The organism is Lysinibacillus irui (assembly GCF_028877475.1).
Taxonomy (GTDB): domain Bacteria; phylum Bacillota; class Bacilli; order Bacillales_A; family Planococcaceae; genus Lysinibacillus; species Lysinibacillus irui.
The window spans coordinates 2,814,917-2,841,734 of the sequence record NZ_CP113527.1; the positions used below are offsets into that span (position 1 = coordinate 2,814,917).

General features: G+C 34.2%; 28 protein-coding genes and 2 pseudogenes. 2 read left to right on the forward strand and 28 right to left on the reverse strand.

Features of this window, described 5'->3' with window-relative positions; all coding sequences use genetic code 11:
* Window positions 1–20: 20 nt before the first annotated feature.
* The 22 genes from OU989_RS14195 to OU989_RS14300 all read right to left on the reverse strand — a co-directional run bounded on the left by OU989_RS14195 (window position 21) and on the right by OU989_RS14300 (window position 20,020).
* The gene (locus tag OU989_RS14195) at window positions 21–716 is read right to left on the reverse strand and encodes an iron-dependent peroxidase (RefSeq protein WP_274793684.1); all 696 of its coding nucleotides are present in this window, start codon (window positions 714–716) and stop codon (window positions 21–23) included.
* The gene (locus OU989_RS14200; RefSeq protein ID WP_312507604.1) at window positions 707–1,984 is read right to left on the reverse strand and encodes a normocyte-binding protein; all 1,278 of its coding nucleotides are present in this window, start codon (window positions 1,982–1,984) and stop codon (window positions 707–709) included. Before OU989_RS14200 ends, OU989_RS14195 begins: the two co-directional genes overlap by 10 nt.
* Window position 1,985: 1 nt before the next feature.
* Entirely contained in the window at window positions 1,986–3,632 is a 1,647-nt protein-coding gene (locus OU989_RS14205) for a serine/threonine protein phosphatase (RefSeq protein ID WP_274793685.1), read from the reverse strand.
* 28 nt (window positions 3,633–3,660) lie between these two features.
* Window positions 3,661–4,500 carry a PP2C family protein-serine/threonine phosphatase gene (locus OU989_RS14210; RefSeq protein ID WP_274793686.1) on the reverse strand — a complete coding sequence of 280 codons (840 nt, stop codon included), beginning with the start codon at window positions 4,498–4,500 and terminating at the stop codon, window positions 3,661–3,663.
* 6 nt (window positions 4,501–4,506) lie between these two features.
* Complete coding sequence (locus tag OU989_RS14215; RefSeq protein WP_274793687.1) at window positions 4,507–5,034, reverse strand: FHA domain-containing protein; 528 nt, start codon at window positions 5,032–5,034, stop codon at window positions 4,507–4,509.
* A 35-nt stretch (window positions 5,035–5,069) separates the two neighbouring features.
* A complete protein-coding gene (locus OU989_RS14220; protein WP_269898151.1) occupies window positions 5,070–5,645 on the reverse strand; it encodes an FHA domain-containing protein in 576 nt (191 codons plus the stop codon).
* 29 nt (window positions 5,646–5,674) lie between these two features.
* Window positions 5,675–6,109: a J domain-containing protein gene (locus OU989_RS14225; protein WP_274793688.1), complete on the reverse strand. Its 435-nt coding sequence runs from the start codon at window positions 6,107–6,109 to the stop codon at window positions 5,675–5,677.
* An 89-nt stretch (window positions 6,110–6,198) separates the two neighbouring features.
* On the reverse strand, window positions 6,199–6,624 hold the full coding sequence (locus OU989_RS14230) for a membrane-associated protease 1 (protein ID WP_269898149.1): 426 nt from the start codon (window positions 6,622–6,624) through the stop codon (window positions 6,199–6,201).
* A 196-nt stretch (window positions 6,625–6,820) separates the two neighbouring features.
* Window positions 6,821–8,989 carry a transcriptional regulator gene (locus OU989_RS14235; RefSeq protein WP_269898148.1) on the reverse strand — a complete coding sequence of 723 codons (2,169 nt, stop codon included), beginning with the start codon at window positions 8,987–8,989 and terminating at the stop codon, window positions 6,821–6,823.
* A gap of 462 nt (window positions 8,990–9,451) precedes the next feature.
* Window positions 9,452–10,375, reverse strand: a complete 924-nt coding sequence (locus tag OU989_RS14240) for a serine/threonine protein kinase (protein WP_274793689.1) — start codon at window positions 10,373–10,375, stop codon at window positions 9,452–9,454.
* Between the two features lie 640 nt (window positions 10,376–11,015).
* Window positions 11,016–11,693 carry an endonuclease V gene (locus OU989_RS14245; protein WP_269898146.1) on the reverse strand — a complete coding sequence of 226 codons (678 nt, stop codon included), beginning with the start codon at window positions 11,691–11,693 and terminating at the stop codon, window positions 11,016–11,018.
* Between the two features lie 140 nt (window positions 11,694–11,833).
* Entirely contained in the window at window positions 11,834–12,172 is a 339-nt protein-coding gene (locus OU989_RS14250) for a hypothetical protein (protein ID WP_269898145.1), read from the reverse strand.
* Between the two features lie 335 nt (window positions 12,173–12,507).
* Window positions 12,508–12,774: an SUKH-3 domain-containing protein gene (locus tag OU989_RS14255; protein ID WP_269898144.1), complete on the reverse strand. Its 267-nt coding sequence runs from the start codon at window positions 12,772–12,774 to the stop codon at window positions 12,508–12,510.
* 282 nt (window positions 12,775–13,056) lie between these two features.
* A complete protein-coding gene (locus OU989_RS14260) occupies window positions 13,057–13,479 on the reverse strand; it encodes a hypothetical protein (protein ID WP_269898143.1) in 423 nt (140 codons plus the stop codon).
* A 1,228-nt stretch (window positions 13,480–14,707) separates the two neighbouring features.
* Window positions 14,708–15,091, reverse strand: coding sequence for a hypothetical protein (locus OU989_RS14265; protein WP_150907169.1), 384 nt, complete (start codon window positions 15,089–15,091; stop codon window positions 14,708–14,710).
* Window positions 15,092–15,102: 11 nt separating this feature from the next.
* Window positions 15,103–16,509 carry a hypothetical protein gene (locus tag OU989_RS14270; protein ID WP_274793690.1) on the reverse strand — a complete coding sequence of 469 codons (1,407 nt, stop codon included), beginning with the start codon at window positions 16,507–16,509 and terminating at the stop codon, window positions 15,103–15,105.
* Window positions 16,509–16,712 carry a hypothetical protein gene (locus OU989_RS14275; RefSeq protein ID WP_274793691.1) on the reverse strand — a complete coding sequence of 68 codons (204 nt, stop codon included), beginning with the start codon at window positions 16,710–16,712 and terminating at the stop codon, window positions 16,509–16,511. The genes OU989_RS14270 and OU989_RS14275 overlap by 1 nt, the downstream gene beginning before the upstream one ends.
* 689 nt (window positions 16,713–17,401) lie before the next feature.
* Window positions 17,402–17,755 carry a hypothetical protein gene (locus OU989_RS14280; protein ID WP_274793692.1) on the reverse strand — a complete coding sequence of 118 codons (354 nt, stop codon included), beginning with the start codon at window positions 17,753–17,755 and terminating at the stop codon, window positions 17,402–17,404.
* A gap of 16 nt (window positions 17,756–17,771) precedes the next feature.
* Window positions 17,772–18,050 carry a hypothetical protein gene (locus OU989_RS14285; protein WP_274793693.1) on the reverse strand — a complete coding sequence of 93 codons (279 nt, stop codon included), beginning with the start codon at window positions 18,048–18,050 and terminating at the stop codon, window positions 17,772–17,774.
* A 33-nt stretch (window positions 18,051–18,083) separates the two neighbouring features.
* On the reverse strand, window positions 18,084–18,317 hold the full coding sequence (locus OU989_RS14290; protein ID WP_274793694.1) for a hypothetical protein: 234 nt from the start codon (window positions 18,315–18,317) through the stop codon (window positions 18,084–18,086).
* Window positions 18,318–18,515: 198 nt separating this feature from the next.
* Window positions 18,516–18,881 (reverse strand): ribonuclease toxin immunity protein CdiI, encoded by a 366-nt coding sequence (cdiI, locus tag OU989_RS14295; protein WP_274793695.1) that lies wholly within the window; start codon window positions 18,879–18,881, stop codon window positions 18,516–18,518.
* A 98-nt stretch (window positions 18,882–18,979) separates the two neighbouring features.
* Window positions 18,980–20,020, reverse strand: coding sequence for a hypothetical protein (locus OU989_RS14300; RefSeq protein WP_274793696.1), 1,041 nt, complete (start codon window positions 20,018–20,020; stop codon window positions 18,980–18,982).
* Window positions 20,021–20,269: 249 nt separating this feature from the next.
* Here OU989_RS14300 and OU989_RS14305 point away from each other — a divergent pair.
* Window positions 20,270–20,425 (forward strand): annotated as a pseudogene (locus tag OU989_RS14305) (IS3 family transposase); the annotation flags it as partial.
* Window positions 20,426–20,877: 452 nt separating this feature from the next.
* On the opposite strand, the gene OU989_RS14310 reads toward OU989_RS14305, so the two are convergent.
* A complete protein-coding gene (locus OU989_RS14310; protein ID WP_274793697.1) occupies window positions 20,878–21,570 on the reverse strand; it encodes an Imm3 family immunity protein in 693 nt (230 codons plus the stop codon).
* A 15-nt stretch (window positions 21,571–21,585) separates the two neighbouring features.
* Window positions 21,586–22,545, reverse strand: coding sequence for a deaminase domain-containing protein (locus tag OU989_RS14315; RefSeq protein ID WP_274793698.1), 960 nt, complete (start codon window positions 22,543–22,545; stop codon window positions 21,586–21,588).
* A gap of 315 nt (window positions 22,546–22,860) precedes the next feature.
* On the opposite strand from OU989_RS14315, the pseudogene OU989_RS14320 reads away from it, so the two are divergent.
* A pseudogene (locus OU989_RS14320) lies at window positions 22,861–23,030 on the forward strand (helix-turn-helix domain-containing protein).
* A gap of 359 nt (window positions 23,031–23,389) precedes the next feature.
* Here the strand turns inward: OU989_RS14320 and OU989_RS14325 are convergent.
* The 4 genes from OU989_RS14325 to OU989_RS14340 form a co-directional block, all read right to left on the reverse strand.
* A complete protein-coding gene (locus OU989_RS14325) occupies window positions 23,390–23,779 on the reverse strand; it encodes a ribonuclease toxin immunity protein CdiI (RefSeq protein ID WP_274793699.1) in 390 nt (129 codons plus the stop codon).
* Between the two features lie 34 nt (window positions 23,780–23,813).
* A complete protein-coding gene (locus OU989_RS14330) occupies window positions 23,814–24,524 on the reverse strand; it encodes a CdiA family toxin C-terminal domain-containing protein (protein WP_274793700.1) in 711 nt (236 codons plus the stop codon).
* 837 nt (window positions 24,525–25,361) lie between these two features.
* The gene (gene cdiI / locus OU989_RS14335) at window positions 25,362–25,733 is read right to left on the reverse strand and encodes a ribonuclease toxin immunity protein CdiI (protein ID WP_274793701.1); all 372 of its coding nucleotides are present in this window, start codon (window positions 25,731–25,733) and stop codon (window positions 25,362–25,364) included.
* 25 nt (window positions 25,734–25,758) lie between these two features.
* Entirely contained in the window at window positions 25,759–26,778 is a 1,020-nt protein-coding gene (locus tag OU989_RS14340; RefSeq protein ID WP_274793702.1) for a CdiA family toxin C-terminal domain-containing protein, read from the reverse strand.
* Window positions 26,779–26,818 lie beyond the last annotated feature (40 nt).

Below are 26,818 nucleotides of genomic sequence, written 5' to 3' on the forward strand. Positions count from 1 at the left end.
GAATCCCTCCTCTGCCCTGTTTAGTAAAGAGCTATTCGATCTAGCTTCATTGTTTCCTCTGCATCGATTATGCCGAAGTGATACTGCCAATAAACCTCTAAATGGAAGCTGATAGGCAAAAATATTTCCTGTATGAGTTGTACTTTTTGCTCATTCTGCTCTGTCTTCTTCTGACTTATATATAAAAGCAGCTCATCTTGCTCCTCTGATTTTACATAGATGAAACAACCTTTAAAGAGCCTTTTTAGCGTATCCTTTAATAAATAAATTTCATCCCCTGTCTGGTACAGTCTCAGCATGTTCAGGACCACTATTTCTTGTTCCTTTTTTGAAAACGAACGAATATTTTGACGTACTACATTGCCAAATACATTCGCTTCGATATCTTTTAAAATAAAGCGAATAAAAAACTCTTTTTTATTCATCCCCTGCATACGATCAATGTCAGCTAAGAAATGCAGTACGATGTCGAAAAGATATTCCCTAAACGCTCTATCAGACGTATTATCCGGATGAAAAAGGTTGTTAAAAATATCAAAGTAGCGATAGTACGGATTTACTTCGACGTGCTGCTCAACCAACTGTGTATTTAAAAACTGAGGACTAAGCTCCATATAGGGCGAATATGTCTCGGCAAGATGAAAATTTATATCCTTTTTAGAAAGTCCCTCATCCTCGGCTTTAATGAGCAAATCCCAAATATAATTCATAGCCACACACCTACACATTTATATTCAAAGAAATGTCGTTGTACTTCGGATACTAAAAAGCTCAAAATATCATTTGCTATAAAATCTTTTTTCGCTTTTGCCTTAAACTTTAGTAGCATCGTTTTTTTATGACTATTTTCTCCTATCATTTCTGTTAAGAAAGGGTTTGCTGAATGCGTAATACCTGCCCTTGAAAAAGAGTCCACTATATCTACATCTACTAGCTCAACGCTAACAGCTGCCTCGAAGGAGTTAATCATCCTAGTAATCTCCCCCTTCGTTTTAACATTTGCAGTATACTTACTAGCAAATTTGTGCATAAAATGCTCTATTCGTCGATTGGAAACAAGCTCATAATGAAGCTTTCCAATTTTCTCATCTTCCATTTTTGCAATTTTAATTAACTGCCAAACCCCTGACTTGTCTTGTGGTGAAACAATGGTTAATTCATTATCTGAACGTTTAACGTAACGAACATTCTCTTCATCCGCTTCAACAAGATACCCATGCTCGTTGCCGGTTTTGCGGATTGAAAGGACATGCTCATAATTGATCTTATCGATAGCAGGAATGGGGAACCCCACATTCTTGACCTCATGTCGTTCAATATTCCATAGTGGAACCATGTCCAGTCTCTTTTTTGACTCGTATTCCTCTAAATCAACCATTATCTCAATGATTTCAGTATCTTCATTTAAAGGGGGACAATCTACTAAATTTACATCCAAAAATTTATAGGCGTACGGGTGATTAATGGTTTTCCACGGCAATCCATTAATTTGGAATATCGGATATAGCTTATCGATTTCTTGCAAATAGTCTGAATTTCTTGAAAGACTTACCTTTATCTCAACTTGTCCTTCTGTTGTGACGAGAGTTCCATTAAAGCATCGTTCCTCAACTAGTAACTGATGAATTTGTATCGAGTCACACTCTAGAAATAAAGTACACAGGACGGCTTGTTCTTTGTTTTTTAACGATTGAAGTAAGTTAGCTGTATCGATTACTTTCGTTTCTAAATCAGCTGGTCGCATCGGAAATAAACATTGATGAATCGGGTCAACATCCTCCTTTGAACTAAGCGTTACATAAATGTCAAACCTATTCTCAACATCTTCTATTTCGTTAAATACTCGCTCTTCAAGCTTTCTATTCATTTCATCCTGATAGTCAATTAAATTTACAAAAACGCCACTGACAATATCTTTTAGCAGTTGACGTTGCTCTAAATCCTCTATTTTGCGTAACCGTTCATACATGAGCTCTTTTATCACTTTACTTTCCCTCTTTCATCACTTCAGCATCAGATGACTCATTGGCAGCTGCCCCTTCTTCAAATGGTATTGCCGCTTCGTAAGATGGGTCTATATCAGTAGCCGGTGCCTGAGGAGGTGGATTTAATTTATCATTGGCGTTCATAACCTTTCGCTCAAGACCTAAAACCTTTGACAGTAGCTCTGTCTCCTGATAAATTTCCTGTGCAAGTGTGTAATATTCAATCGCTTTTCCGTACTCTTGACGTGCATAGCTCTGATCTCCACTTTTTTCTAAACCTTCTGCCCTCAATTCCTTCTGGGCCTTTTTCAATTCAGCAATTTTAGCCTCTGTCTCTTCTATTTTTGTCTTTATTTGAGGCTCACCAGTATAGGAGATGGTGAGAGCTTTTTTCCTTGCCTTTTCATATGTTTCAAGTGCACCATTGTAATCTTCTGCTTCAAATCGAAAATCTCCATCCTTCACAGCTTCAGCAATTTGAACAATCGTATCCATATTCGCTATTCTTTGCTCAGTTGCTTCCTTTCCAAAGTTCTTAATGAGCTTTCCTTCTTTTTTAGCCTTTTCATATTGCTCAAGAGCATCTGTAAATTTTCCTTCTTCGGCTGATTTATCTCCATTTAAGATGAGATCTGTAATTCTTAACTTTTTAGCCAGTAAATTTCTATGTATTGGATCTTTCAATTTTTTGGCTGCATTTCTGCCCTCACTATATTCCAGAAGCGCTTTTTCATAATTTCCATCTTGAAAATAAAGATTTCCGCTCTTTTCATGGTCCTTCATTTCAACGGTTAATTCTGCCATTTTTTTAGCTTGCTTCGCTTGATAAAACAGGGTACTGCCCCCAACGACTAAAGCTACAATTAATGCCGCAGCAATCATTTTAATGTACTTCATTTTTTTCTTATTTGTTTCCTGATAAACCTTATTAGCAAATATAGTGGCAATTGTATAATTATTTACAACCTTCCTTTGCCTACTTAAAAGCACCTCTTCTAATAAATCCGTGTATTGCTCAGGATCTTTCGCATCTTCCAGCGCGTCGGCCATTTCAATCTCATTGACATCCTCCCAAAAGCCCGCCGTGCAAAGCACTAACACATCGCCATCCAATAACTTCATTTTCTTAGAAACAAAGGGCTTAAAATCTTCAGGTTTACCAAGATAATTTAGTAGGTTGCTTCTTTCCTCGTGCTGGCTTATATCCAGCGAACGATTCCTGCTGTTAACGATCTCCTGCGCTAAGCTTTGATCAGTGGTTTTATACGATAAAGTACCATTACGAAAATGATATAGCCTCGAATTCCCCGCGACTGCAACAATCATTTTTGAGTAATCAGATACGACCATAACAATACTTGCCTTTAATCTCACCCTTAAGCTTTGAGCCTGAAGTATAGCTTGCGCATTTCTTAAATATTTTTTAATACTTCTTCTAGACATGGATGGCTTTTCCATAAATTTTTCTAAAATTGCCTTCACAGCAAGTTCTGCGCTACTTATTTCCTGATCAGAATCTAACCCTTTTACAGCTACCCAGCAGGCTACATCGTCGAGCTCTGTATAGGCAAAGTAATCTTTGTTCTGCAAAAATGAACCAGCTTCGGATAGAAAACTAGTTTTAAAGTCGCTGTTTTCTTTTCTCATGATTACTCCTCCTTAACATGTAAAATGTTTACCATGTTTTTTCTAGAATAACGATGGTTGCATTATCTTGATTTTTTAAGCGTTTTTGTTCAACAGCTTTAATAATGTCTTGAGCAATATCATAGGGAGGAGTTTGCTGTGAGAGAATTTTTTCCATTTCAACCTCTGTTAACGTGTCATAGACTCCATCGCTAAAAAGACATACCTTGTCGCCTCTATTTAGCTGAATAGGGCTCTTCCCAATATCAAGATTTTTAAAGCCTTCATACCCTAAATAATTGATAAGTCTCTTTTTCAGAGGATTTTCTTGCACCTCAAGCTGAGTTATTTCACCTGATATATATCGCTCTGTTAACACTGATTCAAAAATATGCTTTTGGTTAACCGCTATAAATTCGCCATTTCTAAAAATTTTGATAACACTATCTCCTACAGCCCCCCAATGGAGTAAACCTTCATTGTCGATAATAGCCGTGACTAACGTAGTTCCTCCGTTCGAGCCATTTAAATTTTCTAAAATCATATGATTACTTGCCATCGCTGCATCCTTAAAAAAGTTAGGTAGATTTTTTAAGGTAGTAAGCCTTTTAAATTCTTCTATAAATGTCGTGACAGCGATAGTACTGGCCATACGACCATTGGCTAAACCACTTATACCATCTGCAAGCACTGCAATTGTGCCATGCGTCGTTTCGGTTGTGGAGAAATAATCATCCTGTTCATCACGTCTTCCTATCGTTTGGCCATTTCCAATATAAATTTTCCCTTTATCCATTTTTTGAGCTAGAATACCTCTGATAATTAGCAAAACGATGAGGATAATGATGAAAATTAAGGCAATTATGTAAGGCACTAAATTTTGGTCCATATATCATCATTCCTCACTTTGATTGTTTTCCCATTCAAAGTGAACACCACATAATGGAATAAATAAAAACATACTTCTTCCTAACTGAATAACATCATAAGCTGCTAATTCCGTTGGTGTATAAACGGCTTCATTATTCAGATAAGCTAATCCAGAGGCATCACCTGGTAATAAATAAAAATTACGCTTTTTTGGATCATAAACAATGACAGCATGATTACGATTCGAGATGGAATTATCTCCTGCTATCCGGATATGCATATCTTCTGCTCTACCTATAAAATTCTTTTCAGATAAGATGCGATAATCTCTACCCATTTGAGGGCCTTCAATACAAACCAACCAACCTGTTACTGGATCAATTCCATCCATTTCTCCTAAATAGGGCAATGTTTTATCATCTGATTCAACGACAGGAGCGGTTGGGCTATTTTGTCTGTGCTCCTGCTCCACCATCACGTTACAATATGGACAAATATTGCGATGTCTCCTTGAACTAAACATGTGACCATTTGTACATCTTATCAAACTCATTTCGTTATCCCCCATCTATGTTCCGAATTCTTTCTCTATTTCACCAAAATTCGCGTATTTGCTATGTATATTGTGTCTCCATTACCTAATGGGTAAGGGATCTCTTGTTTCAATCTATTTTTAACGCGCTTATTAGCTTTTTTTAAGCCAACACCATTTACAGAATCTATATCCTCTATATACCAAATTCCAGCTACACAATTTAATACAGCATGCTCATAATTCACAAGAGATTCATATTCCGTTCCACACAAATCAATATCTGCCTTATGTTCAGCTGTACTTTTCCCGATAAGCAATGAAATTTGATCACCCAGCTCCCATTCATCTACTTCCATCCCACGTTCATTAAGAAGTACTAGCTTTGAAATGTCGTTGTTTGTCTTAGCTTGAGTGAGTGATTTTGCCTCGTACTTGAGAGAACCATAAATAATAGCAAGTATCACCATTACGGTTCCGATAACAAATTTTAAAAGGACTTCCTGATTCATAACAAAAACATATAGGATAAAAAAGAAGGCAATTGTGATAATAATAATATCGATGATTCTTATAAACATTTTTTTCCTTGCATTGTCACTATAATCTTTACTTGAATATGGTTCCTGCATATAATCACACTCCCTCCTGCCATTTTGAATTATTTATTAAAGAAACGTTCGAATAAATCTGTAGTATCAAGAGGATTCTTCTTATTTTTCTTATGTAACGTTGAGGACGTCTCTTTTGTTTTAGGATTAAAGCCAAAGAAATGCTCAAAGTTTTTTTCAATATTGTTCATATTAAAATCTGGCCTCTGTGCAGTCGACTGTTGACTTGTCGATTGCTTATTAGCTGAGTGTTCATTATTCCAACTTTGCGCAGTACCATCTAGTCGAGCATCATAGGCCTTCCTAGCAGCTTCATCCTTCAAAACTTTATATGCCTCTGTGACTTCTAAGAAAATTTTTTCAGATTCTTTGTTTCCTCCGCTTACATCAGGATGATGCTTTTTTGAAAGCTTTCGATAAGCGAGCTTTATTTGATCTTGTGTCGCGTCTTTACTAACACCTAATGTGTCATAATGTGTTTTCATCTTTTCATCCCCAGTACTAGGATTATTCAAAAATTATCTAAGGAGCTATATTAAGCCCCTTAGATAATTTTTAGTGTGCTATCTCACTCTTAGACAGCGTAGCCGCCTTCGATTTTTGCCAAGTCTGTTTTGTCTTTCTTTTGTTTAACAAATAAGAAGAATTCACCAATACCTTCTGTGTCACCGAATCTTTCTGTATAGTCCACCACAAAAGCGTTCGGGAAATGAATTTTTCTTACTACTTGATCTGCTGAAACAACTTCTAATGTCACTTTACGGTAACAGTCAGCCTTTTCAGCTGGTACTAATGACCATAAACCTAATTTCATCGTATCATCAGAATTGTCACCATCAGTTGCTGTAAGAATTTTACCTCTTACTTTTAAAGTGGCTCCAACATCTGTAGAACGTGCGTTAGAGTCATTTGGCGTATCTGTTTCATATTCAACAGACATAATACTTTCTAACCCTAGTTCAATTGCCTCTGATCCTTCTACTTTTAATACAAAACCCATTCTTATTCCCTCCTAATATTTTTTGAATCTTCTGTTCATAAGATGAAAGTTTTGAACACTTGCTGTTTTCATTTCTCAATAAAACATCGAGAAATATGTAACACTCCATCTTAATGAAGATTCATATTTATGTTAAAAGATTTAAAAAATCTTAAACATACGACTGAAAAATTGAATAATTGTATGTTTAAACTTGTTAGGCTTTAACAGCACTAGTTCCTTTTGTAATCATCACTTCTAAATTCTTCACATTACCATTAAACACAAGGTCAATTTGACACGTGCTCGTTTTCTCATCGATAATGTAGCCGATATCATCTCCATCTTGGATAATGGAGTTGACATAGCCTTTATCATTCAGCCATTTACTTTTTTGACTACTTGGATTATTACTGAAGAACCTAACAATATTTTCATGCTTAAAGTCACCTGATTGGAATCGTAAAATTCTTTCAATATACGTACTCACCTGTGTTTTGTAGATGGAATCGAATCCATCCTCTTCCATCGCTAAGCTTCTAGCTTTATAGACAGTAATACGTTTAATATCTTTATCTTGAAGCTGAGCATTTTCTGAAGAGAACACAAAGCCAAAGCTTCTGCTGTTAATCGCATCTTTAATATTATTCGTAAATCCTGAGATTTCCTTTGCCATTGTTGTAACAGCTCTAAGTGAGTGATCCCCAGCTTCAATATCGAATCGTACGCCAGGATAATTTCTCTGAACATTTCTAAACGACTCTTTTAAATATTCTGGACATTGATAAGCTGAAACGATACCGGCAGCTACATAGCTAGCACCGACATAGACCCCTTCAATCCATAGCTTTAAAATATCTTCCTTTTCCTTAGATAATCGTGCACCATTTTCAGTAGTGTACATTCTCGCATCAATAACGACACCCGATTTATCCTTTGGAATTATGGTGAAGTTCGGTAAGCACGGTATCGCAAACTCACTATAGTCTTTTCGAACAAGCACAGAGCATTTATCAATCAGACGATCTATCCCTGCGGTTGCAATGCCGTTGAATGTTGTTTCTTCCTCCGCCATGAAGTTGAAGAAAACCTGAACTTTGTAATCTTTTATCGTATCTAGAAGAATCGATAGGGATTCCATTGTGTTGCCTTCTTGTTTGGCAACCTTATCGTTCCCTTTAAACCGTGATCGGCTTACCTTCATTTTTCCAGTAGCCTCTAGTTCTAGTGCAGGAACAATGCCATACCACACCGTATCCGTAAAGTCATTTTTAGAGTTTACTGTATTTAAATACGTACGTAACCGTGGTAGATTATTACTTTTTACGAGCATATCGAGCTTAGTGTTTGTCACAAGCAATGATGGCTGCATCCCTTTATTTTTCGTTGTGTACTGATCAAAGTACATTTTGATGCCTAATAGCTTTTCCACTAAAGGCTTGACCGTTTTTACAAATTCATCCTTCGCATTCTTATAGAACTCAAGGTATGTATTGTAATTTTGAACTTCTGTTTCCACATCAAATTCGGCTTTCACAGCTGGTAGAGGTGAGAACGTTCTTACAACTAAATCTTTTACATAGGAAGAAGGAGATTCTGTAATCGCCTCATAATCCTCTTCAAAAACAGTACTTAAACCATAGTTACTATTTTCTTCAATCACCATAAGTTCCGAGCTATTGTTTTGAGGTGCCTCAATAATTTTCAACTCACCATTGTCACCAATAGAAAGGGTCCCAATTTGTAATTTTTCGGATTCCCCCTCATCCTGATTAACACCTAACAATAATCTAGTTTTAATATCCTCGATTGCTAAAGGTAGCATGGCCATGACATTGTTGTAATTTTTACTTGCTACTTCAAACATTAGATTTAGTTTGTCCCCTGTATCCAATTTTTTTGGATCACCATCATCTAATTTCTCATATTCACCATACAAGTAATGGATTTCTTTTCTGACTTGTCGAATGTCGTCCATGACTTTCTTAGGAGAGATCATATCAAGTAGATTTTCAAATTTAAAATCGACATTCGTAATGCCCTGACTTCTTTTTGTATCAATGAGGGTGAAGAGCATCTTTAAAAAATCATTATTTTGATCGATTGCTATTTCAGAAATACAGTCTTCTTGAATTCCTTCAGGTTTTTTCAGGGTATACATTACCTTTTGATTAGCAGCATTGTAGAATGAATAAACCGTTGGAGAAAACTTATCTAAAAATTCATCAAAGCTTTTGACAAGAAGATATTGATTAATTTCTTTAATCTTTTCATCACTTAGACTGTCAATCCCCTTTACATCACCAACAAGCGTAATTAAGTCCATCTTTTCAGGATTAATTTCCTCAAATAGCATGGTTCTGTTTGTTTGACTAATAATCTCCATTCAGTCGGCCGTATGATTATACAGCCATCCCTCCTTTTTACATCGGATTTCGAGTAAGCATAATCATCTGCGAGAAGTAACTTAAAATTAACTTTTTAGTTATAAAATTCCATTAACAGAAAAAGAAACTGCAGTTTAGCTAAACTGAAGTTAAAATTTTATAACCATTTTATCTACATCACAAATGACATTATGTATCACAAAGTAACTATACAATATCTTAATTTATTGTCAATATTTACATTAGAATATTTTGTTAATTAAAATGTAAATGGATAGGTTTATAGGAAAAATTAAACATAATAAATTTTATGATATTTCTTTAGGAAAAATGTAGTTTTCCACTTTTTTTTATTATAAAAAGACAGCCTAAGGTGAATTTCTTAACCCCCTTAGGCTGTACAGAGCTCTTAGCTTACACTACAAAATGATAATATCGGATTACTTCTTCTAGATAATTGGTCATTTAGAATTATTTACCTTAAAATAGTTCCTTATCCTATTGACAAATTTTTCAACAGTTATTACCCACTTCATGATTTGTAGGGAAGGACATCGTTTTTTTACTTGCACTGCCAACCCCCACATAATGATGTAGGATAAAAGAATACTTACACTTTTATTATGCTCTTTTACTTGTTCAATTTTATCCTCAATAAGCCGCTGAGAAACATCAGGCGGAATACTATTTGTCATTGAATAGTAAAATGTTGCTGCAAAACTATAAATATCGGTATAGACACCTTGCGCGGACTTATTAGAATATTGCTCAAGCGGGGAGTAACCTGAGCTTGTAAAAATTTGATAATCTGTAGCTGTTTTATAAAAAACAGCGGAACCAAAATCTAGTAAAAATGGATTACCTTCTGAATCTATCATAATATTACTTGGCTTAATGTCACGGTGGAGAATCCCCTGTTTATGTACATAACATAGCGCATCTATTAAAGGGAGAAAGATACTTGTGTATAAATGGTCTCGATCATGGACAGGAAAATCCTTTAAATATTCATCTAATAGTTTTCCTTCATAATAATCCATAACAATATAAATCGATCCATTTTCCTCAAAATGCTCAACATATTTTACAATATTAGGATGATTTATTTGCTGCATAATGACTGCTTCATTAAGAAAAATTTCTTTTAGGCCTTCAAATTTTTGCTTTGTTGAAGGCAAACGATTAATGATTGTTCTATTATCTAAATCCCGTAAAGCCATTTCTTTTGGAAAGAATTCTTTAACAATGAGTCGCTTTTCACTATTATTATTTTCCGCAAGATAGACGATGGATAATTTACTAGTAGCAAGAACTTCTTTTATTTTGTATGTATTATTCAGAACACTATTTATCGGTAAGCTCAATTCACATTGAGTTGCTTGCATTTTTGCTCTTTCCCCCTTATAAGCTTTGATAACCTATCATGCAAATATAGATCAAATTATCTACGTTTTAACTAAAATACAAATTAATGTAAGTATACCAATTTATATCTTTTTATTAAATAGTTTTTAACGAGCTAATACATTCTTGCCATTTGAAGTGGCATCTGCCCTCTATGCATATTCTATCTCTTTATTTCGGTACATCTATTTGACGTTTTGATTTTTTATCCATTTCCTAGCTAAGAATTTCTTAGTACATTAGTAAGTTGAATTTTATTCACAAAAAAAGCTTAAATCACATTAATAGGTGATTCAAGCAGTTGATTTCAAAAGATAATCTAGCAATTTATTTTTGCGAGATATTTATTTTATGTAGATTATAGTTGTATTTATAAAAAACAGATTCCTCTTTTGGATATACTCTGAACACATTACTTAAGGGTCTTTATGTTTTTTATCGTAAACTTCCCAATTATGTATTTGAAAATAAAAAGCACTTTTCTACAGGTTCATTTATTTACTAAGTTTATAATGTTGTAGAGTTATTTTATATTACCTGTAAGACACCTTTTATTAAATCTATGAGTAACCAAAAAACTCCTACTAATACCCTAACAAATGGACGTTACTATGTTTGAATCTATTGAGTATATTTTCTTCTACTCTCATGAGTAGCTAAATCTGCATAACGTGTCGTAATTGGTAATCGACTATTTTTTTCTACAAAATGTAGAGTTATTTTTATTGAAGTCTCTAAATCGATCCAGTTACCGCATGAAATAAAAATGGGCTTTACATCCTTTCTTGTTCTCAAAACTGCCCCATATACTTCCCCATCAACCTTAATATAAGTAAAATCACCCATTACATTTTTTGGCATTTGAAAATCGGTATTTTTTATCTTCAAGTAACTTTTAGCAACACCTATTGTAGGTTTCTTCAAATAAAAAGAAGCATGTGTTGCGATCCCCATATGTCTATAATGAAGATAACCATTTCCATCAAACATATAAAGATCTGGTTCACATTGCAGCTTTTTCACTGCTTCTATCACCATCGGAAGCTCCCTAAAAGCAAGATATCCTGGAATATATGGAACATCTATTTGACCCCAATATTCTACTTCTTCTATAATTTGTTTGGTAATATAATCGATTACAACAATACAACACACTCCATAATCTTTCTTCCCCTCTGTCCAATATGCAATATCAATTCCAGCTACTAGACGAATAGCTCCTAACTGAAAATTGTTTTCTAATGAAATCTTTGAAATCCATTTTTCTTGTTCACTTTTAAACAATTCTTCTTTTTCCATTTTCCATCATTCATCCATTCTTTCACTTTTTTTACTAGTCTTTTATGTTCTTCTTTCTTTGCCCATTAAAATAGCTAACTAAATCTAATTCTCTCTCGTTTTAAAATTATCGATCGCTTTAGGAAAATTTTCATATTATATTATGAATACCACACATCGTCAGAAAATTTCTCGCCACCTTCACTAGGCTTTATATTGTTGGTGTTTATGAATATTTTTATTTCTGACTTTAACAACACCAGATCCTTACTCTCAATCACAAAGCCCCTATGGTTATTCAAACTAAAATCGACCTCTAAATTTATATCCAACTCCCGACACCAGTCAATAAAATCATACATAATCATTGTAAAACAAATGTTAAATTTATGAACCGAAACCCAAATACCTATTCTTTCATCGCCGAGATCTTGTTGTCGTAATTTTAAATCTCCATCTAAGAACCACTTAGTATGTTGTTGTTGCTTCTCCTCAAACATTAATTTTTATCCTCCTATTCTTTGTATAAACCTGTAAAGTACATCCATTGCTGGACTTATTCTTACGCTACCATATATAACTTTTTCTGACGAACCATACTTTTCAATTCTGGAGCATGCCCTTCTTCTCTTACATATTGTTAAATATTACTTTCTTGCAATGTGTCTACCCTTCATTTCGTCAATTATGTTTTTCATACATTTCTCGTGCAATTCAGTAGACATTCCTTCACTTTGAAGTTTGACAACCCCACTCTCAAGCATGTCAAGTCATCCAGAAATGACTCAACTTTATTATTCGATTTCTTCTGGTTTTCTAAATAAGCAAAGAATATCTAGTGGCTCAAATATGCATCTCCAAACTTAAAAATGAATACCGAGTTTGAAATAAATATTACTAAATTCTCACGATATGCTTCTCCAATTATTACGAGCGGCTTTTTTACTCGTACCTCAAATCCCTCAAAGTCTTCTTTTTCATGTAAATCTTCTAGGCTAAAATGAAAGGTTTCCAAACTTCCATCCGGATGCTTAAATTTATATTCAACCCCACCAAATTGACTTAATGCATCAACCACTGGATTAAATACTTGATACCCCACTAAAAAATTACTGTTCCGCTTAATTCAAACTTATTATTTGGATTCCAACCCGCTTGTAGCAATATATCTCTCGTTTCATCTGGAAAATTTTGCAATAAATATTCTCCCTATTTATAATTCTATTTACGAAAATCACTAAGCTGCCTGAATCTCATCACAATTTTCAACTGCTTAATTCCGAAACTCTCATCATCCTTTTAAGGATTTTTGGGTCATTTTCTCTCTCCGTTGATCCTTGTGCTATCTCTCTTTAAATTTAAATTACGGCATTTCACAAACAGACTATATAAATTTTTCTAAACTATAATACGGATTAGATATATTCTCGCCTACTTCATCTATTGTTTCCTGTATTTCATCTAGGATTGATTTATCTATATCCTCAAACTGTTCCAGAAATTCTTTTATTTTATTAAAGCAAGTTTCTAGACCGAGATTTACTACAATAGAAAGAATAATATCTACTTCATCATAGGAATCTGTATTCCATAATCTAGAGAGAGTTCTATCAATATCATTTCGTATGTCACTTCTTAATAACTCATATGTCATAACTTGCCTGTCTGTTAGTTTACTAAGGATTAATAAAAAACCATCTTTTTCAATTTTATTATTTCTAAATTGATCTAATGCATTTTGAAACATTGATATTAGTGTTTCAGTTGGTATTCTATCAGGTAGATTTTCAATTTCATTTATATCCATATTTTATTTCCCTTCTATTGGAATATGAACCTCATTTAAATATTGCTTTTTTGTCCCTGTTCCGTTTGATTTTTAACTATTAGTATAGTCGTACATTATACATAACCGTTACAATCTAACAAAAGGTGTTTTTATTATGTCTTCTACCATTCGTTTACTTCTCAATGATATTTTAACTAAAAAACAAATGAGCTGTCGGCAACTGGCCAAGCAAACATCACTTCTTCCTTAATACCGTCAATCATTTATATACACAACCTATACAACGTCTGCATATAAGACCCTTTCAGCTTTGTGCTACACATTACAAGTCTCTATTCAAGACCTACTTGTATTGGAGATAAACGATTAACTCACTCGAAGAACAATTGAACCCGTGCATCTGTCGGTATCACCACTATATTTCCAAACCAGTTTGTATATCATACGCAACATCAGAACTCACAAATTCTACTCTGCTTGCCCTATTCCCTATCATCTCTAGTATCTCTTTAAAATATGAGTAATGCTATGGCCTTGTTTCAATCCTTAGGATATGTAAGTGACCTTCTGTTTCTCTAAAGTTTTTAAAATATAGATGAATGTATACATCGTCACTTTTCCGCATGTGTAGTTCATAGCTATATGTTCCGCTATAAATCTTGATTTTCACTTTATATTTCTTCACCCCCAAAATATAAACACGTAAAAATGCTGAATGTGGTACATCCTTATAATCTATAACGAACTTATCTATCGAAACCTCTATTTCAATCGCATTTTCTTCCCCTTGTATGCAAGTACTTGAATAAAATTTAATACTTAGTACACTAATTAAATAATCGTAATCTTTTCAATTTTACGTATTTAAACATAAAAAAGCACTTGTCGCCTGTTATAGACAATCAAGTGCTTTAAGTTTATAAATTTTCTAAGTTTATTAATATATTTGAAAGTTTTATAAGTTATTTTTATATCGACAGTATGACATCTTTTATACTACTTGGCAAGTGTAACGTTTAAACCCTTTAGCTTGTTTAATCTCGTGTGTTTGTTGCTTATGCCATCCATAAAGTGGTCCTTTGTAAGTAAAATGGCATATCGCTTATTCTCGCTCTTATTACATTAGCGCTAAAATAGCACTTCTTGATGGCTCTGCCTTCATGAGTTTTTTATACAATTTCAAAGATATTACAAGTTAAAAGTGTGTGTGCCTGCCTAATCAAGGCTTTTGTAATCGATATAAGACTTATTCAGAAATTTCTATATAATTCATGTATTTAAGTTCTTCATACTTGACCTGCAATTCTTCAATTCCCTCAATTAAAACAGATACATATCCGGTTATGTCTACTTCTATTTCATCCGAATCATCTGGTTCAATATTAATTGGATGTGAACAGACTTCCAAAGTGTAGCCTTCTCTCCCCCCAAATCCCTGTATTACTATCTGAAGCCCTAAAATTGGATAATCAATAAAAACTGCAGGAACATCTTCATAAATATGTTCCTCTAAACCTCCGAAGGGGAGTCCACCAAATAATTTATCAGAGATTATTCTTGCTACTTCATTTATGTCCTTATTTGAATCAATTGGAATTAAGCATTTAAAAAACGGATATTTTTTTTTCATCTCACACTCTCCTATTCATCTTCTATTATTTTGCTTCCTTTACTATACTTCTTACTAATAAATTCTTCTTGTGTATATATTCTAAAAGTAAAATTATCTGGTCGCCCTTTTTTATCTACCTTTCTAATTCCATCTAAAGAACTTTTCAGTGTTTTGTCTATCTCTTTTTGCATCTGTCTTATTTCTTTAATCTGAGTACCAGCTTTCCATGTCGTGCTTGGAGGAAACTGAGATGCTAATTTATCACTAACAATGAATGCATCGATATCGAAATCTGTAGGGTCAAATGGAGCATTTCCCTTATGTGGTCCTTTCTGACCCGTAGCCAATGAACCCCGATATCCAACCTTGGCATCTGGGTCGATTTCCTTAATCTTTTTCGCTGCAGGACTCATTGTATTTTGAACGGTATTCATAATCTCAGTTCGGGTTTGAACTTTACCCGTACCCTTATTCTCATCAGGCTTTTTATTCGAGCCATTTTGTGATGGTTGGGAATTAGACGGCTTCGGACTCGAGGAGGACGTATTTTTTCCAACCGTTCCTGTATCCGAAATCCGTCCAACGTTTACACCTGCCAATTCCATCTGCGGTGCTCCTAGTTGACGCAGCTGCTGTTTGACTTCGTCTACTTTGGCTTGGATCTGGGTTTTGGCGTTCGCTACTTGCTTGTTAACTTTTTCTTTTACATTGCCTAAAAGACCTTTATTCGCTTTTTGAGCACTTTCACTGATACCCTTCGCTGCCTTGGCACCTTTATTGACCCATTTTCCAGCTGTTGCTGCATTGCCCACTACTGGAATCATAGCGCCAAAGGAAAGGGCCGCATTGACCTTGTCACCTCTTGCCGCATAAATAATACCATTTACGCCATCTGCTACTTCTCCTACAACGGGGACCATCCCGACTATATCTAAGCCCGTTTGGAGCGTATTTAACAGATTTTTAGGTTTTACAGCATTTTTCACTGCTTTGGTCGTTGCTTGTGCAGCTTTTTTCATCGCTGGTAGTACTTGTTTTTTGACGACCTGCTTCGTCTGTTTGACAGCGGCCTTTACCTGTTGCTTGGCCTTCGAAACAGCCGCCTTTGTTTTTTTCACAACCTTTTTCGTGGTCAGAACAGCTTTTTTAATTGCCTTTTTCGCCCGTTTAACCAATTTACTCTTGGATAAACTATTTTTTAGCTTCCGTGCCTTGGTAAAGAATTTACCCCACTTCTTCTTTTTCTTCTTGCGTTTTTTCTTTTTCTTCTTTTTATTGGACTTCCGTTGTTTTTTCTTCGTGGAGCTCTTCTTTTTGGAGGATTTCTTAGCGCTCTTTCCTTTCGAACCTCCGCTCTTTCCTTTTTTCTTTCCACTTGGGGAGCCTACTTTCGGGATCATCCCTAGTAAACTTCCTGCTAATCCTAATAGACCCATTAGGCATCACCCCCACCAACAGGGATCATCCCCATGACGTCTAGGGCTGCCTCCAGCTCTGCTTCCTCTTCTTGCGGAGCGACGGAAACAGGGGCTTTAATGGAGCCATCCATCGTCACTACTTGTCCCTGAATATCGGTATTGCCATCAAACACTAGACTGCTTGAGCCGCATGTGAAACGCATCGACTCCGCTGCACTCATGGACACACGTTTTCCGGCAAAGGTGATCGTGTCGTTGGCTTTGACCAGCAAGGATGGCCTATGCACAGTTATGCCGCTGTCCTGCTGTGTGGGATATACTGTCTATTATATATTATGATTTTGACCCTAGAATCTTATTATTTTAACCATAATAAAAACCTTGAAAGGTGATTTAGCCAATCAAGGTTTATTTGGTAATCAAAATAAATCTCTCTTGATACAAAATAGCATTATTTGTTTCTTCGAAAGAAATAATTAGTTTAAATTAAATATTTTTTCGCATCAACTTTTAGTTTCAAAAACTTTGATACCCTAAATTTAATCCATGTGTTTCTCGGTAATCTGTATACTTCTCTTTAAATTTAAGTCTGGGTATCTTTGATCTAAGCAATATAGTAATTCAGTATACTTTTTACTTTGCAAATTAGGCCACTTCTTCAAAAACCTCGCTTAAAAATGAAAGTTCTGTTTTTATACAAATCTGCAAAAATTCAGAGTCAAGTTTTCATCTCCGCTTAATAATATAATTAACTCTTCCCATCTTTGTTCAATTCTTGGATCGAGTTATCATCTAGTAATGCTCGTACACCTAAGATTGCTCTGACTTTGTCTTCAAACATTCTTTATACCTCCCTTTATAATTTGAGGGGGGATATAACATTATACACGACCTCACTATTACCATTAGTTCAATTATTCATGTTATTAACTATTCTTATCACAATTTCTTTGTCCCACTCATCAAGATTAGTCATTAATTCTTCATATTTCAATTTCGATTCAGGCGTGTTTATAGTCCCAAGTGCCGCAATGCTATAATGGCCTATTGTATCAATACCGAAAAGTTTATTTACTTTCGGGTCTCTAAATTCACTAATCTCTATTAACCTCGATATAATTTTCTCATTACATAATTTTCTACTGACAATTTGATCTATAGCACTAACCAATACTTGGTTATGGTGAATATCCAAACATTTAATAATCTCTAGGTCGTTTAGTTTTCCCTCTCTAATTTCCCTTGATAAACTTAAAGGTTTCATTTCTCATCGCCTCCCTTTATTCATTTATAGGACCAAATGCATCTATCAAATACTGTCTTTCTGCCCTATAGTTGTTCCACAGTTGTTCAGCAAGAGCCTTGTTACCAATCCTTTCAGCTTCTTTGATTTCAACCATATACGCTCTTAGCTCCATTATAATTCTATTCTTGAACTCATAAGTAACTTCCAATTTTGGATACCCTTTTGACATATCATCTAAAAAATGTTGATACTCCAAAGGTTTTTTCTGATGAACAGATATTGAAGTTGACAGAGAAGCTATTAATGCTAACATATTTTCATAAATGGAAAATATCTAGAAAAAGCATTAAAAAGCTTCGCCGAAAGAGAAGGATATGGACAAGAGGTAGTATTTTCCTTTTTCCAACTTAACATCCTTCTCTGAACCACCGGATTTATTGGTACTCATCCTAACGAGCGAGTCACTTTCTTTTTTCGCTCCCGTCTTCATACCATTCGCACCTGCCGTGGCAAGTAGAGGTTTATTTCCGTTTAACATATCTCCGAGCTTATCCATGCCAGTCTGTATCTTTTGCTTCATCTGTGCCATCGAGGCAAAAACAGGCCAATCATGGGCTATCTGACCATAATCGACCTGTCCAATATAACGGCATAGCGTTATTTAAGGTATGAAATTTAAGCATTTATGTGCATACAAACGAAATGACAAAAATTTTATATGAATATTCCATGGATTATATTCGTTATTGTTTCATTCGGCATTGTATAGCCCCACTTATTAAATTAATGTAGTTTTAATTTGGTTTAATAGAAGTACAACTTTAGATTCCTCCATAGGATATGTGCCAAGGTACTGATCTGTTAAATTATCTAGAAAATCAATGAAGTCTGTATTTGATACTATTTCATATTTAATCTCATCAACTGCTGGTGGCTCAACTTCAAATTTCACACCATTATCTTCAAAATACCCTTCTTCCCACGATTCATATTCAGATGGAAATGCACAACTGATAAACTCTGAGATACCATATCCTATAGAGTTTGAAAAATCCTCAAGAGCATTTACAAATTTATCTTCATCAAGATAGAGGAAATATAGTTCCATTGCAGTTAATTCATCAAAATTCTTATTTATTTTCATTGTTTATCTCCTTTAGTCTAGTTTTGGATAGAAGTTTGTAATAGTACCATTCGCATCCATATATCCTTCAAATTTCAATCCATTCAGATTAATACCAGTTATCTTTCTTCCGGCAATACTACCAGCATCAATTCCTTGTTGCATTGCGTCTTTACCCCATCGATTATGGTTGCATCCGATATTTTGGATGGATCATACACTGTTTTTGGATTCTTGAAGTGCTTATACTCCCCAGTTAGATTACCCTTATTATCAAGTTTAGGTATCTTGTAATTAATTTGTATGATTCCATCAATTGTAGGATGGGGTGTTACTTTATGGATAAAATCTTTATCATCTAACTTCTCAACATTTCTAAAATAATTGTAGAACTCATCCATATTGTGACCACCTGTAATACCTTTAGAAGCATCACGATTAAAACCTTGTACATTTATTAAGTGGTTATCATAATCTGATTTGAAAACTAGATTACCCGTACCCTTATTCTCATCAGGCTTTTTATTCGAGCCATTTTGTGGTGGTTGGGAATTAGATGGCTTCGGACTTGGAGTTGTTGTGTTTCTTCCAACTGTCCCTGTATCCTCTATGCGTCTGACGTTTACACCTGCTCCAGCTAACTCCATCTCTGGTGATCGCAGCTGACGCAGCTGTTGTTTGACTTCGTCTACTTTGGCTTGGATCTGCGTTTTTACATTTGAGACTTGCTTGTTGACTTTTTCTTTTACATTGCCTAAAAGACCTTTATTCGCTTTTTGAGCACTTTCACTGATACCCTTCGCTGCCTTCGCACCTTTATTGACCCATTTACCAGCTGTTGCCGCATTACCCACTACTGGAATCATAGCGCCAAAGGAAAGGGCAGCATTGACCTTGTCACCTCTTGCCGCATAAATAATACCATTTACGCCATCTGCTACTTCTCCTACAACGGGGACCATCCCGACTATATCTAAGCCCTTTTGGAGCGTATTTAACAGATTTTTAGGTTTTACAGCATTTTTCACTGCTTTGGTCGTTGCTTGTGCAGCTTTTTTCATCGCTGGTAGTACTTGTTTTTTGACGACCTGCTTCGTCTGTTTGACAGCGGCCTTTACCTGTTGCTTGGCTTTCGAAACAGCCGCCTTTGTTTTTTTCACAACCTTTTTCGTGGTCAGGACAGCTTTTTTAATTGCCTTTTTCGCCCGTTTAACCAATTTACTCTTGGATAAACTATTTTTTAACTTCCGTGCCTTGGTAAAGAATTTACCCCACTTCTTCTTTTTCTTCTTGCGTTTTTTCTTTTTCTTCTTTTTATTGGACTTCCGTTGTTTTTTCTTCGTGGCTTTTTAGGATTTCCTAGCGCTCTTTCCTTTTTTCTTGTATGTCCCATAAGGGCAATTGTTTGATCTGAACTCCTGTTTCTACTAGAATTTGAATCCATGGCAAATTTTGAACAGGAACTCCAAGACTATATTCACTATTACAATCACAAACGAATGAAGGCAAAATTAAAAGACCTAAGCCCGGTGGAGTGCCGAACTCATGTCTTAGAAGTTGCTTAACTAAATATGTCTAACTTTTTGGGATCAAATCAGTTATTAGAAGCGACTTTTTCTATCGTAATTATGAATAAAATCGTATACGGTCTTTTATTATTCCTCGTTCACGGTGTTTGGTTAATTCAGGGTATATTAGTAGCTGTTTATTTGTGTTCTTGTTTAACGCCACGAACGTTGTCAGTTTCATCCGCATTTTACTTTTTCCCCTCGCTTTGTAAAATGTCATTTCGGCTTATTTATTACGCTTTATATTGTTGGGTAACCTTTGAATATTGCCGTCATAACATGTCGATTTTAAGCATGGTGGTTTTATTTTATTAACAAATTATTATTAATGAGCTAGAACTATAGAAACCAATATAATTTTCATTTGCAAGAAATCTCTTATTCATCATAATTATAGGACTAGGACTCTCAAAATAGTTTTGTTTTAGATAAGTATCTTTTAAATCGTTTCATTTTAGCCTAGTTAAAACATTTTTAATTCGATTTGCTAATTTCTCTTGCTCATCTTCAGTTAATTGCTCGTTAGATATATCATAAACTTGAAATATTTGCAACTCATTCTTTATATCTTCAATACCATTTACAGATTTTAATCCTTGATTACACAGATTTTCAGCAAGTGTTGTATAGATGATATACTTTTCACTTTTTGTGTTTTTACAATCTCGTTCAAATCGTTGTAATACATCAGTGACTATAGTGTCCGTATTTTTGTTTTCTTCTATAAAATTGCTAATATACTTTTGAACTTCCTCTATTAATTCTTCATAATACCAACAAACCGTTTGATAGTAATCAAGAGGCATTTTTTCTAATTCTTGTAAAACATGTACTCTACGTGAAAACAGGTCATTATACTCTTCCTGAGATAAAGCCTTTTCAAGTTTAATTAAATTAAAATCTAATTCAATCAACACATTTTCAATATAACTCTTGAATGTATACATTGCTTTTAAATGAGTAATTAAAATTTCTGCAAGTTCTATATAAACTATTCCTTTATCTGTTTCACTTTTCTTGGCGACCATATCATACTCATTATATGTTCTTGCTATTGCTTCTTTATTACTCATTTTTTCTTCTTTAAATTCCTTATAAGTTTCATTTATATACTCATTGTATTCTTGATAAGTAAATTCCACTTCTATAAACCTCCATTATTTGTTAGGTAAAATCATTTCATCAGCATTATGAATCACTTCTATGGTAATATCAGGATATTTATCATTAAATTGTTGAATAATAAGATTACAACTATCACATGTATCTTTTTCAGTAAATAATTTTATTTTGCCTTTTGCCTTATAATTATCTCCAACTCTCTCTGCTAAATCATTTAAAATTTTATACTCGGTATCCCCGTCCCTTAAATAATTGTTTCCTCCATTATCATACGCTTTTGTAGCTTCAAATGTTGGTTTATTAGGTTTAAAAGAGAAATCTTCAGCCCCAGGTATTTTTTTTGTAGCATCATGAATTCCACTATGTGCATAGAAATCTTTTTTATTGATTCCTACAATATCTACTTCTGCATAAGCAAAATTACCTTGTTTTTTATACCTATTAGATAATGCTCCTCTTGCTTCTGCTACTTTATCAATAATATGTTGGTCTTTTCTGGGATTAATTTGTTTAGTTGGAAATGTTTTTTCAGTTCCCGATGTACTTTGTCCATTATTTTTAGAATTATTATCCGTACCCTTACTACTACTCGAACTGCTAGTAGACTTACCACTTGTTACTCCAGTCGAATTCTTTCCTATTTTTGTAAGAGAGCCAACACCCTTTGTACCAACAACTGCTGTAGCTGTATTTATGGTTGCTTTTGTTCCCCAGTATGCTCGTGAGTAGTCATTACCATGGATAACATCTTTTTCAAAAGAGTCTTTTACTGAACCCGCAATGGTTTTCACGGTTGCCAGTGGATGGGTAGCAAAATTTTTCAAATTATCTTTCGTTTCTTTTAGTACGCCTATCGGATCAGTTACTAATTTTTTCACATCATTGTAGGTGTTTTTAGCTACATCTACAGTTGCATCGAACTTGCCTTTAGATTTTTGTGCTTGTTGGAGGCTCATGTTAAACCCTGTCCGTAAGATTTTTTCTTTGGTAGACATGTCCTTGTTTATTTTGAGCGGCTCCATTTTATCTAACGACTTATAGACTTTAACAGCTTCTTTTGCGGCTACTTTTACTTCCTTTACCGCTTGCTTTGTCTGGTTATAAACGGCTTTCGTTTTGTTTACTGCTTGTTTATAGGTTTTCTTACCCGCTAGGACAGCTCTTTTTACTACTTTCTTAAATTGCTTCGCTATTTTACTTTTGCTTAGTTTATTATAGAGCTTCCGTGCCTTGGTAAAGAATTTACCCCACTTCGTTTCATAGCTTCTCTGTCAACTTCAATATCTGTTCATCAGAAAAAACCTTTGGTCATCGTGAAAAAAATCAAAGTGAACATTCATGAATTAATCAAACAAAAAGGTATTCACTTAGAGAATTGTCTCGATTAACAGATATACGTCATGCCGCTTTAAGTGAGCTAGCCAACCAAAAAAGAAATATTAATTTCCATTATATCGGAAAAATTACAGAAACATTATAGATTTAAGATATTCGAGAAATCATTGACCTAATAGACATAGAAGATTAAAAAAGTCGCCTCAGTTCTTGGAAGAAGCGACTTTTTTATCGTAATTATTAACATAAGGCAGCATCTTTTTATGATTCTTATTGTTTATCGCCACGAGTATTATCAGTATCGTAGTCTAGTATCTTTAACTATCGGTACCCTCATTCAAATTAAAAATTATCTCGTAGTTGAATAAATCCTTTTTTAAATGACCTTTACAACAATATCAGTTTATAAAACACAACTAGATTGTTATCAGTTATTAAATAATTCATAGTAAATTCATAAAAGTTTATCACTCAATTCACTTGATAAAATGCCTTTTTAGTTAGTTATAAACATAAGCTACGTTTCACTTCTGCTAATAAATTTATCAACTCAGTTTTCTCTGGAGTTTTTTCCACTTCTTTTTTCACATTTTTGTCCAAATAGTCGTAAAATGTTTGAAAATCCAAAAAGGCCATTTGTTCAATTTCAACCGCTGGATAACCTAATTCTATTAATACATGTTTTTCATCTAAAGGTCTTGGTAATTGTGCAATATCATATTCATCTAAATCCGATTGGAAAAAGGAAAATACTACCTCTTGTCCATATCCTTCTCTTTCGGCGAAGCTTTTTAATGCTTTTTCTAGATATTTTCCATTTATGAAATTAAAATATGTTAGCATTAATTTATCAATATCTTCTTTACTTTCCTTCACTTGATATTCTCTACTCATTTCATTTTCACCTTCAAATCACATCATGTTTTAGTTAATCTATAATAGGGAAAAAGTTTGTTATTTCACCGGCTTCATTCAGGTATCCTCTAAATTTTAAACCGTTTGAAGCAGTTCCTTCAACAATTCTCCCATCTACTTTTCCGTTCTGCATTGCTTCTTGTCCCCATTGATAAATTTTATCATCACTAATTTTCGATGGGTCATAAACTGTTTTAGGATTCTTGATATTTTTATATGATACTGGTTCAGCAATATTACCAGCCATATCTTTTTTAGGTATTTTATACTCTACTTCATAAATTCCTTCAATTGATTGGTGCGGCTTTTTAGACACAATTAAATCATTTGGATTAAAACCTTGACTTTTCAATGCTTTATTAAATTCATCCATATTGTGACCACCAACAATACCTTTTTTAGTATTAACATTTTCAACATTTATTAAATGATTTATTAAATGATTTTTTACATTTTCAACAAATTTAAATTTATTAGTTCCACCAATATTTTTACTATTATTACCCGTACCCTTACTACTCGAACTGCTAGTAGACTTACCACTTGTTACTCCAATTACTTTTGTACTAGATGCTCCTTTAACCCCTAACACTGACGTGGCTAAGCCAAAACTATCTAACCAATGTTCTTTTGATAATGGGTCTTTCGAATTCACCGCACCATGGACCATTCCCGTAAAACCAAATGTTGCGTAATTGAAAAAATCAGAAGGTGAATCTAGCATCGTATCTGATCTACCTTTGGGTCCAGACCAAATGCCATCTACTGCCTAGAGGTAGATCAATTTGCAATTTGTTCAAACTCAGAATGTAAAAGAATACCCTTGCTCCTGATCATGATGAATAAGATTTTCACTTAATTTTCCGCTTATATCTCATCCACAATTTTTGTAATTTCATGGTAGACTCTTTTCTTGTTCCATACTTAAATAAATCAGCCCCCTGCTTGGTTTTTAATTTTCTTTTCTACTGTATTTGTTTTCATAAAAAATCTAAAAAATAACAAAGAGCAGGTCTATAGCGGATTAAAATAACCGAACCGCAATCGACCTGCTTGTTGTAACGAAATGTCTTTATTTATATGGAAAATCAATGCATTTTTATGCATATTGAAATGATGAAATCATAATAGGTGTAATAAATGAGTATGAGTTATGCGTAATTAATTGTTTCATTCAGCTTTAGGTATATAATTGTCACCTTTATTTCCTAAACGCTACTCATAAATTGCTTTTAACTATTAGTTGAAAGCTTCATATATTTCGCCACCAATTTTCCAAAAACAGTAACCTTCACGTAATACTGCATTTTCTCTAAAAGTAGTACCAATGACAACCAAATCGTCACTAAGTATATTTTTATATCTTCTTCTAACTAAATCCTCCAGCCTTATGGGGTCACTTTATTTTGCCAATCAAGATTCTATGAGAAATCAGAGTAATTTCCCTCTACATAAAACCATTATCATAAACATAATATCTAAAATTATATTTCCATAGTTTTACAGATATCTTTTCTTAAATAGATTTTATTAAAAAGCCCACTCTTATTAAATATTACAATTATTCCAGTCCGAATGCATTTTTAACTTCTTTTAAAAGTTCATTAATTTCTTCAAGCAGCTCAGGTTGTTTTAATATATAATTTTTGCTTTTAGCAACCAAAAAAATATAAAGCTGCAAAAAGTCTGTATATCCTATAGTATCTTCTGCAACTGCTGGGTATTCCATAATTAAGGAAACTTCATTTTCTTTACAACGAAACTCATCCCATTCTTCAAAATCATTATAAAATAATATATGAATATTCTCCATACCAAAACCTGTCCTATTTTTAAATTCATTTAAAACTCTGATAAACTTGTTCACGCCCATATTCCCAAAAAATGTTTCCATAAACTCTTTTATCTCTTCTTTTGAATCTATTTGTAACATTATAACACCACATCCTAAACATTAATTAATCAAAAGACGGAAAGAAATTAGTTATTTTACCATCATCTATAAAGCCAGTGAATCTCATCCCATTCGGAGCATACCCTACGACTTGTCTACCCACAATTCTATTGGAATCAATGGCTTCTTGCATTGCTTCTTTACCAAATTGAATTATCTGATCATCAGAATAAATCCTTGGATCATACACAGTTTTCGGATCTTTAATGTTCCTAAATTGACCAGAAGGTACTAAATTTCCTTCTGGTCCATATTTCATTGATGGGACTCTGTAATTTATCTCATACAATCCAGGTAATTGAGGGTGTTTTAATGGTTCCCCAACAATTAACTCATCAATATTTACACCAGTCTTCTTCAATGTATCATAAAAATGATTTATATTATGAGCACCACTAACTCCATTTTTTTTAATTCCATCACCCTTGATGATATGAGATTCTCTAAATCTTTCATGAAACTCGACTTTAATAGTTGATACTTTACTAGTAGTATCTCTCGAACCGCTAGTAGACTTACCACTTGATACTCCAGTTGTTTTTGTACTTGACGCTCCTTTAACCCCTAACACTGACGTGGCTACGCCAAAACTATCTAACCAATGTTCTTTCGATAATGGGTCTTTTGGATTCACCGCACCTTGGACCATCCCCGTGAAACCAAATGTTGCATAATTGAAAAAATCAGAAGGTGAATCGAGCATCTTATCTGCTCTACCTTTGGCTCCAGACCAAATACCATCTACTGCACCTAGAGTTAGATAATTTGCAAAATCATATGGAGAATCGAGTGCTTTATCTGCTCTTTTGTCCAGACCACTTTTGAAATCTTTGCCGATTTCTTTGAAGCTATTAAGTGACTTGACAACTGGTTTTTTGATGTCCTTTATCACCGCTTTTGCAGCTGAATTCGTTTTGATGGCTAGTTCCTTCGTTGTTTGTTTTACTTCCTTTACCGCTTGCTTTGTCTGGTTATAAACGGCTTTCGTTTTGTTTACTGCTTGTTTATAGGTTTTCTTACCCACTAGGACAGCACTTTTTACTACTTTCTTAAATTGCTTCGCT

Excerpts from the sequence above, each read along its gene's own strand:
- OU989_RS14290 (WP_274793694.1), bottom strand. The coding sequence starts at position 18,317 with ATGAAGCAAAAGATACAGACTGGCATGGATAAGCTCGGAGATATGTTA.
- OU989_RS14260 (WP_269898143.1), bottom strand. The coding sequence starts at position 13,479 with ATGGATATAAATGAAATTGAAAATCTACCTGATAGAATACCAACTGAA.
- OU989_RS14285 (WP_274793693.1), bottom strand. The coding sequence starts at position 18,050 with ATGTTAGCATTAATAGCTTCTCTGTCAACTTCAATATCTGTTCATCAG.
- OU989_RS14275 (WP_274793691.1), bottom strand. The coding sequence starts at position 16,712 with ATGAGTGCAGCGGAGTCGATGCGTTTCACATGCGGCTCAAGCAGTCTA.
- OU989_RS14330 (WP_274793700.1), bottom strand. The coding sequence starts at position 24,524 with ATGCTAGATTCACCTTCTGATTTTTTCAATTACGCAACATTTGGTTTT.
- OU989_RS14280 (WP_274793692.1), bottom strand. The coding sequence starts at position 17,755 with ATGAAACCTTTAAGTTTATCAAGGGAAATTAGAGAGGGAAAACTAAAC.
- OU989_RS14225 (WP_274793688.1), bottom strand. The coding sequence starts at position 6,109 with ATGAAAACACATTATGACACATTAGGTGTTAGTAAAGACGCGACACAA.
- OU989_RS14325 (WP_274793699.1), bottom strand. The coding sequence starts at position 23,779 with ATGAGTAGAGAATATCAAGTGAAGGAAAGTAAAGAAGATATTGATAAA.
- OU989_RS14235 (WP_269898148.1), bottom strand. The coding sequence starts at position 8,989 with ATGGAGATTATTAGTCAAACAAACAGAACCATGCTATTTGAGGAAATT.
- OU989_RS14205 (WP_274793685.1), bottom strand. The coding sequence starts at position 3,632 with ATGAGAAAAGAAAACAGCGACTTTAAAACTAGTTTTCTATCCGAAGCT.
- OU989_RS14315 (WP_274793698.1), bottom strand. The coding sequence starts at position 22,545 with ATGTCTACCAAAGAAAAAATCTTACGGACAGGGTTTAACATGAGCCTC.
- OU989_RS14230 (WP_269898149.1), bottom strand. The coding sequence starts at position 6,624 with ATGGGTTTTGTATTAAAAGTAGAAGGATCAGAGGCAATTGAACTAGGG.
- cdiI (WP_274793695.1), bottom strand. The coding sequence starts at position 18,881 with ATGAAAATAAATAAGAATTTTGATGAATTAACTGCAATGGAACTATAT.
- OU989_RS14220 (WP_269898151.1), bottom strand. The coding sequence starts at position 5,645 with ATGCAGGAACCATATTCAAGTAAAGATTATAGTGACAATGCAAGGAAA.
- OU989_RS14215 (WP_274793687.1), bottom strand. The coding sequence starts at position 5,034 with ATGAGTTTGATAAGATGTACAAATGGTCACATGTTTAGTTCAAGGAGA.
- OU989_RS14250 (WP_269898145.1), bottom strand. The coding sequence starts at position 12,172 with ATGTTTGAGGAGAAGCAACAACAACATACTAAGTGGTTCTTAGATGGA.
- OU989_RS14210 (WP_274793686.1), bottom strand. The coding sequence starts at position 4,500 with ATGGACCAAAATTTAGTGCCTTACATAATTGCCTTAATTTTCATCATT.
- OU989_RS14270 (WP_274793690.1), bottom strand. The coding sequence starts at position 16,509 with ATGGGTCTATTAGGATTAGCAGGAAGTTTACTAGGGATGATCCCGAAA.
- OU989_RS14245 (WP_269898146.1), bottom strand. The coding sequence starts at position 11,693 with ATGGAAAAAGAAGAATTGTTTAAAAGTGAACAAGAAAAATGGATTTCA.
- OU989_RS14265 (WP_150907169.1), bottom strand. The coding sequence starts at position 15,091 with ATGAAAAAAAAATATCCGTTTTTTAAATGCTTAATTCCAATTGATTCA.
- OU989_RS14240 (WP_274793689.1), bottom strand. The coding sequence starts at position 10,375 with ATGCAAGCAACTCAATGTGAATTGAGCTTACCGATAAATAGTGTTCTG.
- cdiI (WP_274793701.1), bottom strand. The coding sequence starts at position 25,733 with ATGTTACAAATAGATTCAAAAGAAGAGATAAAAGAGTTTATGGAAACA.